This window comes from Rhizobacter sp., assembly GCA_021153565.1.
GTDB lineage: Bacteria > Pseudomonadota > Gammaproteobacteria > Burkholderiales > Burkholderiaceae_C > Albitalea.
In genome coordinates this window covers 1-7840 of the sequence record JAJKJU010000271.1, presented here as the reverse complement: position 1 = coordinate 7840, position 7840 = coordinate 1, and the positions used below count along the sequence as shown (strand labels likewise).

Genomic DNA, 7840 nt, shown 5'->3' with positions numbered 1-7840 from the left:
TTGGGCCATGTCCTAGAGGCTGGCGGCTTCGGGGCAGCACTCGCTCTCGGCGCAAGTGGCGACATGCCCGGTCGAAGCTGCGGCTTCTCCCGCTTCGCGCGGATCGCCTGATGACAGCACCTTGATGCGCCCGTTTCGCAAGCCGAATATCCAGCCATGCACGCGCGGTACCCGCTCGGCATCGCGCACGAGCGGCACGCGGCGCAACGCGCGCACCTGCTCGAGGACGCTCAGTTCGGCCAAGCGGTTGATTCGCTCTTCTCCGGCAGGCAAGGCGTTGAGTTCAACACAATGTGCATGCGCCAGCGAGCGCAGCGGGCCAATGCGACGGTCGACATGTGGAAGCCCGGTGCACGTCGGCGACAAAGACGCTTGCACACCGCCGCAGCCGTAGTGGCCGCAGACGATCACGTCCTCGACTTTCAGCACGCATACCGCGTACTCGAGGACGCTCATCATGTTGTCGTCTTCGGCGCAGAACAGATTGGCGATATTGCGATGAACGAACAGGTTGCCGGGGTTGGAGTTCGTGATTGTTTCGGCCGGGACGCGGCTATCCGAGCAGCCGATCCACAGGACCGTCGGGCTCTGTCCCTGAGCGAGTCTGCCAAAGAATGCCGGGTCGCTCTCGGCAGTTTCCGCCGCCCAGGCGATGTTTTCCAAAAGCATGCGCTTAGGTTTGTTCATGTTTGTTTTGAAAGCGCTACCGAACGGCAGCGGCACAAGGTGATGGGTCTCTGGAGCGCGTTGCTACGGCGCGCTTCCAGACAATTGCTGCGTTGCAATATAGCCTTGGTTGGTACGTTCCACAAGCAGACAGTCTTGTGCAACGAAGGGTAAACCGACTATTTGGTGCTACCGCAAGATCGGGGGCCGCAAGGGTTCTGTCTACAACTTTGGCACGCCGTCAGGTCTGGCTTCTGGCGTCCGTCGGTTCTCCCCAAAATCGATAATTGTTCCTGCCTGCCTGTTTTGCAAAGTACATGGCCTTGTCAGCATTCTTGATGAGCGTATCGACGTCTGCTCCGGCTTGTGGGTACATAGCGACCCCCAAGCTGGCTGAAACGATGCATTCGTGGCTCTCCACCTGAAACGGAGTTGACGCGGCCAACAACACCCGCTCTGCAATGGCACGAACGGCGGATGGGCCGTCGAAATCGTCGAGCACTACGATGAATTCATCACCGCCCAACCGTGCTGCAGTGTCTGACTTGCGCAGGCAATTGCCAAGCCGCTGAGCAAAAGCGGCCAACAGGAAGTCCCCTGCCTCATGCCCCAAAGTGTCATTGACGTTCTTGAATCCGTCGAGATCGATGAAGAGAACCGCGAGTGGTGTTCCCAGGCGTTGCGTCTTTGCAAGCGCATGGTGAAGAAGCTGCATCAGGAGGTTCCGGTTCGGAAGCCGGGTCTGAGCATCGAAGTGGGCAAGCTGGCGGATTTGCTCTTCCGATGCTTTGCGTTCGGTGATGTCCATCACCGTGCCACGCAGCAGCGTCATCAGTCCCTTGTCATCGACGGTCGGTTGCCCAATCGCGTGTACCCAGCGTATGACTCCCGAGGGCAGCACGATGCGGAACTCGGAGTCGAAGTCCTTGCCGTCGCGCGCCGATTTCTCGACCACTTGGATGTACCGCTTTTTGTCTTCGGCATGAACGATCGAACGCAATGCAGCGCCAACCAGGGGGGCCTCGTTGGGATCGACGCCGAATATGCGATAGGCCTCTGCTGACCACACGGCGACGCGGGTCACAGGGTTGTACGTCCAACTTCCAATACCCGCAAGGCGCTGCGCTTGCGCCAACGTTTGCTCGCGGTCCCGCACGGTACGCAACGCAGTCTTCAATTGCTCCCGTAGCGCGCTGATGTAGCCTCCCATCAGAGCAAACCAGGGCATCGTCACGCCGAGAATGAGCAGTTGCAGAAGTTCGAGTTGCAGATCGAGCGCCTCACGCTTGAACAGCCACGACAGGCCGATCACGCCGGCATAACCGCTCACGATGCAGGCCGTGTAGACGAGCAGCGCACGGGTTCTCAGGCGCAACACGCCGAACATGAACACCATCAGGAGAAGCAGAAGGAAGACTGCTCGCCCACGGTCTGCGGCGTACATGGCTCCCAGCAAGGTGAGGGAAGATGCTGCCATCTGCGGCAGAGTCAGGCTGGCATCCGCCCACTTGCGATTCGACCCGGTGCGAAATAGCCCATAGAACGCGAGTATCCAAAAGACGATGAGCACAGAGATCAGGACGAACGGGCCTCGTTTCAGCATCCCGAGCAGGTGCCAGGCCAAGAGCACGCCGATGACGAGAACGCTGGTCCCCGCCGCCATGAAAAAGCGACGCATCCTGACTGCTTGCTTGGGATCGTCTCGCGGGATCAGGATGAGACTCGACATAGGCTGGGCCATGGGGAGGGAAGTCGGATGTCGCCACGCGTCCGGTTGATTGACCTTAGGATTTGGTCCGAAACAATTTCCCGGTTTGGGGGCGCTGGGCGGGCGCGCTGCGGCGTTGCTCCTCACTTGTGTGGCGCGCCACACGGCGCTCGGAGCGCCTTGCATCGCGTCCCGCCCAGCGCCCCCAAACCGGGAACATATTCCGGGCCAAATCCTTACTGTCAGTCCTTACAGCTTGTGTGCCCACAAGGCGCCACCCTATAACCCCCTGAATGCCGTGAGCATAGGCAGCATTGGACCTTTCGCGCAACGTGCTCGTGTTCCGGTGGCGCCCAGTTCCGATCCGCCTTCACCGTTGCGCGGCCTACGCCAAATGAGCGAGGATTGTGATGGCAGAAATGTTGAGCCCCGTGGAGTGGGAGGTACCCCAGTTCGAGGCGGCAGTGGTCGCCGCCGGCGAAATCGGCCGCGAGGACGCCGTCTGGCCGAACCCGCCCTATGCGAGTTTCCCTTTCGCGACAGCGCAGACCGAGCCTCTCGCCTGTGAGATCGTCGACCTGAACAACAAGCGCGAATCCGCCCGCATGACCTTTTTCGTGCCGGAAGAAGAGGTGGCGCTTGTTCAGTTTCCCCCGGCGCGCACCACGCTGCCCCTGCGTTTCGACCAGTTCCGCACGCTGACGCTCGTCACGCCGCTGGCACCGTTGGAGTTGCCAGCCGGCGACCCGCATTCCGGCATCCTGGGGCATCGCGTACACATGAGCTTCCGGGTCGTTCTGAACGACGGGAGCGAACTGAATGGCGAGACCGTGGGTTACGTGGAGAGCGAGTTCGGCCTGTTTTTGTTTCCGCCAGTTGGCGACGACGGCAGCGTGCGGCGACAGTTCGTGCCTCGCAACGCGTTCAAGCACTTCGAGGTCGGCCCGCGGATCGGCGAGGTACTCGTCGAGCAGCGGCACGTCACTTCGCATGATGTCAACGAGGCCATCGACATGCAGCGCAAGCTGCGCGAGCAAAGGGTGGGCGACATTCTGCTGGTGCGCCGCATCGTCTCGCCGGAACAATTGGTCGAAGCGATCGAGCGCCAGGCCAGGATGCCCATGGTGCGAATCGGCGAAGCGCTGATTTCGCTGGGCATGGTCAGCGAGAGCCAGCTCAGCGACGCGCTTGCGCAGCAGAAGCTCGATCGCAGCGTGCCGCTGGGTGAAGTGCTGGTGCGCATGGGTGTGGTGACGCAAGCGAATCTGCAGGCCGCACTCGCACGCAGGATGGGGTATCCGCTGGTCGACCTGGATGTGTTTCCGGTCGAGCCCGAGGCGCTGCGCAAGCTCAGCTTCAGCGTCGCGCAGCGCCTGCAACTGATGCCTTTGCTGATACGCGCCGGGCGCCTGGTGGTGGCGCTGGACGATCCTGCGAGGCGCCACAGTGCTGTGGAAGAAGTCGAGTTCAGTGCGCAGATGAAGGTCGTGCCGGTTCTGGCGCAATGCCGCGACATGGACAGCGTGCTGTTCGCCGCCTACGACAAGATCGGCGCTGCATCGAGCACCCGCGCCGCGTCGAAGGAGTCGCAGCAGTCGATCGACTTCAGCCTGACGGGCACTGACAAACTCGTCGAAACACTGGAGAAGGAAGGGCAGCGTTTTGACGACGATGCAGTGATCGAGCAGTCGGACAACTCGCTCGTTCGTCTGATCAACAGGATGATCCTCGAGGCGCACAAGGAAGGCGTGTCGGACATCCACGTCGAAAGTTACCCGGGGCGCGAGAAGATCCGCATCCGTTTTCGCAAGGACGGGGTGCTGCGCACCTACCTGGAACTGCCGCCGAACTACCGCAGCGCAATCATCGCGCGCATCAAGATCATGTGCGACCTCGACATCAGCGAGAAGCGCAAGCCGCAGGACGGCAAGATCAACTTCGCGAAGTTCTCGCCACAGCATCGCATCGAACTTCGAGTCGCAACCATTCCGACCAACAACGGCCTCGAGGACGTGGTGATGCGCATCCTGGCCTCGGCCAAGCCGATTCCGCTGGATCGGCTTGGCCTGTCGGAGTACAACCTTGCACAGCTCAAGCATGCGATCGAGCGGCCCTATGGCATGGTGCTGTGTGTGGGGCCGACCGGCTCGGGCAAGACGACGACGCTGCATTCGGCACTCGGTTACGTCAACGTGGCGGAGCGAAAGATCTGGACTGCAGAAGATCCGATCGAGATCACGCAGCCCGGCTTGCGCCAAGTGCAGATCAATCCGCGCATCGACTGGACCTTCGCCAAGGCGCTGCGCGCTTTCCTGCGCGCCGACCCGGACGTCATCATGGTTGGCGAGATCCGCGATCAGGAGACCGCCCAGATGGCGATCGAAGCCTCGCTCACCGGCCATCTGGTGCTCTCGACGCTGCACACCAACAGCGCACCCGAAACGGTGACACGCCTGCTTGACATGGGCATGGACCCGTTCAACTTTGCCGACTCGCTGCTGGTCGTGCTCGCGCAGCGCCTGGTGCGTAGGCTGTGCTCACACTGTTGCACCAGCCGGGCGGCGAATGAAGCAGAGGTGGACGAACTGCTGACCGATTACATGCATGCTTTCGGCGCCGGCGATGCGCCGACTGACCGCGAGGCGGTGCGCCGCGACTGGATGAAACATCACGGCCGCGATGGCCGGTTGCAGATGTACGCGAGTGTTGGCTGCTCGCACTGCGACAAGACCGGGTTCAAAGGCCGCGTCGGGTTGCACGAACTGATGGTCATTTCTCGCGAGCTTCGACGTCTGGTGCAAACCGGTGCGCGCGCCGAGGCGCTGCAGGAGACGGCGCTGCGCGAGGGCATGCGCACGCTGCGCCAGGACGGCATCGAGAAGGTGCTCGCAGGGCAGACGACCATCGAGGAAGTGCGCGCGACCAGCAACGCGTGAGAGGCTGAGAGTATTTCGAACGTGTCCGAGCAGCACGTCAAAAGACGCCTGATCTAGGCGCAAACCGCAGCCATGGCCTGGCTATGGCGATCATTTGCAACGACGAGCAGGGGGCTTTTGGCGTGATGAGCGGGCATGATCGAAATACTCTCAGCCTCGGAGAGAAGCCTCTGAGAGCTTGACTCTGGCTGAACCAGACAAGGAGCCGCATGTTCGACGATCCTTTGCTCCTCGCACCCCCGCGAACTGTGCGGGTCACATTTGATGACGGCAGTTTCGTGCTGCGCTCGCCCGAGCCGTTGAAGCCGTACTCGCGCTGCGTCGGCGAGTGGCTGGAGCGCTGGGCAGCCGAAACGCCGGATGCGCGGGCTTTCGCAGAACGTGACCCCGACGGCGGCTGGCGCGAGCTGACCTGGCGGCAGGCGCTCGACCAAGTCGGCCGCATCGCTCAAGGCTTGCTTGACCTGGACCTCGCCCCACAGGCGCCCATCGTCGTGGTCTCGGACAACAGCATCGACCACTTGCTGCTCATGCTGGCGGGCATGCACATCGGCCGAGCGGTGTGCACGGTGTCGAGCGCCTATTCTCGTCTCGCCAAAGACCATTCGACGATTCACGGCATCCTCAACACGCTCGGACCGGCCTTGGTCTACGCGTCGGACGCCGAGGTCTACGGGGCGCCGCTATCGAGCGCAGGGCTCAAGGCCGTCGTCGTGTTCAGCAAGGGCGCGCAGACGTACGCCGGCGCGCTGTCCTTCGACAGCCTCTCGCGCACGGAAGAAGGTCCGATGGTCATGCAGGCATTTCATGAGATAGGCCCCGACACCCATGCCAAGTACCTTCTGACTTCCGGTTCGACGGGGCATCCGAAGGTCGTCATCAACACGCACCGCATGCTGTGCGCGAACCAGCAGATGATCGCGCAGGCCTGGCTCTTTCTCGAGCGCGAGAAACCGGTGATCGTCGATTGGCTGCCCTGGAGCCACACCTTCGGCGGCAATCACAACCTGAACATGGTGCTGCGCCATGGCGGCACGCTCGTCATCGACGAAGGGCGTCCCGCGCCGGGACTGATTGAGAAGTCGGTGCGCAATGTCTGCGAGATTCAGCCGACGGTCTACCTCAATGTGCCGCGCGGGATCGACATGCTGCTGCCCCACCTCGAAGCCGACGAGTCACTGGCGCGCAGTTTCTTCGCGCGGCTGCGTGCGGTCTTCTACGCTGGGGCCGCATTGCCTCAGGCATCCTGGGATCGGCTGCAGGCACTGGCCCTGCGCGTGCGCGGCGAGCCCGTGTGGCTGACGACATCCTGGGGTTCCACGGAGACCGCACCGGCGGTCACGAGCGCCCACTGGAAGCTGGAGCGGGCCGGTGTTATCGGACTTCCCCTGCCGGGCGTCGACTTGAAGTTCGTACCGAACGCAGACAAGCTCGAGATGCGTGTGCGCGGTGTGACGGTATTTCCCGGCTATCGCGATGCACCGCATCTCACGGCCCAGGCCTTCGACGGCGAGGGCTATTACTGCATCGGCGACGCCGGCTTCCTGGCCGATGAACAAAGCCCCGAGCACGGAGTGGTATTCAATGGCCGAATTGCCGAGGACTTCAAACTCGCGACGGGCACATGGGTGTCAGTCGGCACGCTTCGCTTACGTGTCGTGTCGGCACTCGCGCCGTTCGCCCAGGACGTGGTCATCACCGGCCACGACCGCGACGAGGTCGGGGCGCTGATCTTTCTGTCTCCGCAGGCAAGCACGATGTCAGCCGATGCGCTGGCCGAAAAGATCTCGTCCGCATTGAAGGCCTTCCATGCGCAGGGCGGTGGCTCGTCACAAGTGCCGCGGCGCGCACTCGTTCTTGAGGAGCCGCCCAGCGCGGCGGCCGGCGAGATCACCGACAAGGGCTACATCAATCAATCGGCCGTCCTGCGGCGGCGCGCGGCGACCGTGCAAAGGCTGTACGAGGGCGGCTCCGGAGTCATTCTTGCGTCTTGAGTGACACCCCTTTCAAGGTCTTCGCTCCCTCTCCCTCTGGGACCCTCTGGGAGAGGGGTGGGGTGAGAGGCTGAGAGTATTTCGAACGTGTCCGAGCAGCACGTCAAAAGGCACCTGATCTAGGCGCAAAGCGCAGCCATGGCTTGGCTATGGCGAGCATTTGCAACGACGAGCAGGGGGCTTTTGGCGTGATGAGCGGGCATGATCGAAATACTCTCAGCCTCTGAGGGCCGTGGGCGGTGAATAAAGCCATGGGTTGCCATCACCGCAGCCCCTCACCCAACCTCTCCCCAGAGGCTGACCTTTACGTACGCTGGACACGCGGAAGATGGCCGTTGGAGCAAAGTTTTCCCCTACGAGGTTTGAAGAAGGCGGGGTTGACGCATGACAAGTTCATGTTTGCTCAGAGGCCCAGGCCCAGGCTCAGGCCCAGGCCCAGGTCCAGGCCCCTCACCCCAGCCCTCTCCCCGAAGGGGCGAGGGAGCAATGCAGGCCAGTTCGCTGTGGCCCGCTTCGAAGTAACGCATTTCGGCTCC

The 7840-nt window shown here is 62.3% G+C and carries 4 protein-coding genes; 2 read left to right on the top strand and 2 right to left on the bottom strand.

Features of this window, described 5'->3' with window-relative positions; genetic code table 11:
• Positions 1 to 12 precede the first annotated feature (12 nt).
• Together AC30NL_RS17475 and AC30NL_RS17470 are read right to left on the bottom strand one after the other, a co-directional pair.
• Complete coding sequence (locus AC30NL_RS17475; RefSeq protein ID WP_489465266.1) at positions 13 to 687, bottom strand: carbonic anhydrase; 675 nt, start codon at positions 685 to 687, stop codon at positions 13 to 15.
• 220 nt (positions 688 to 907) lie between these two features.
• Positions 908 to 2344 carry a diguanylate cyclase domain-containing protein gene (locus AC30NL_RS17470; protein ID WP_489465265.1) on the bottom strand — a complete coding sequence of 479 codons (1437 nt, stop codon included), beginning with the start codon at positions 2342 to 2344 and terminating at the stop codon, positions 908 to 910.
• Positions 2345 to 2784: 440 nt separating this feature from the next.
• Between AC30NL_RS17470 and AC30NL_RS17465 the strand changes: the two genes are divergently transcribed.
• Positions 2785 to 5310 (top strand): GspE/PulE family protein, encoded by a 2526-nt coding sequence (locus tag AC30NL_RS17465; protein WP_489465264.1) that lies wholly within the window; start codon positions 2785 to 2787, stop codon positions 5308 to 5310.
• Between the two features lie 209 nt (positions 5311 to 5519).
• Positions 5520 to 7304: a feruloyl-CoA synthase gene (locus tag AC30NL_RS17460; protein ID WP_489465263.1), complete on the top strand. Its 1785-nt coding sequence runs from the start codon at positions 5520 to 5522 to the stop codon at positions 7302 to 7304.
• Positions 7305 to 7840 lie beyond the last annotated feature (536 nt).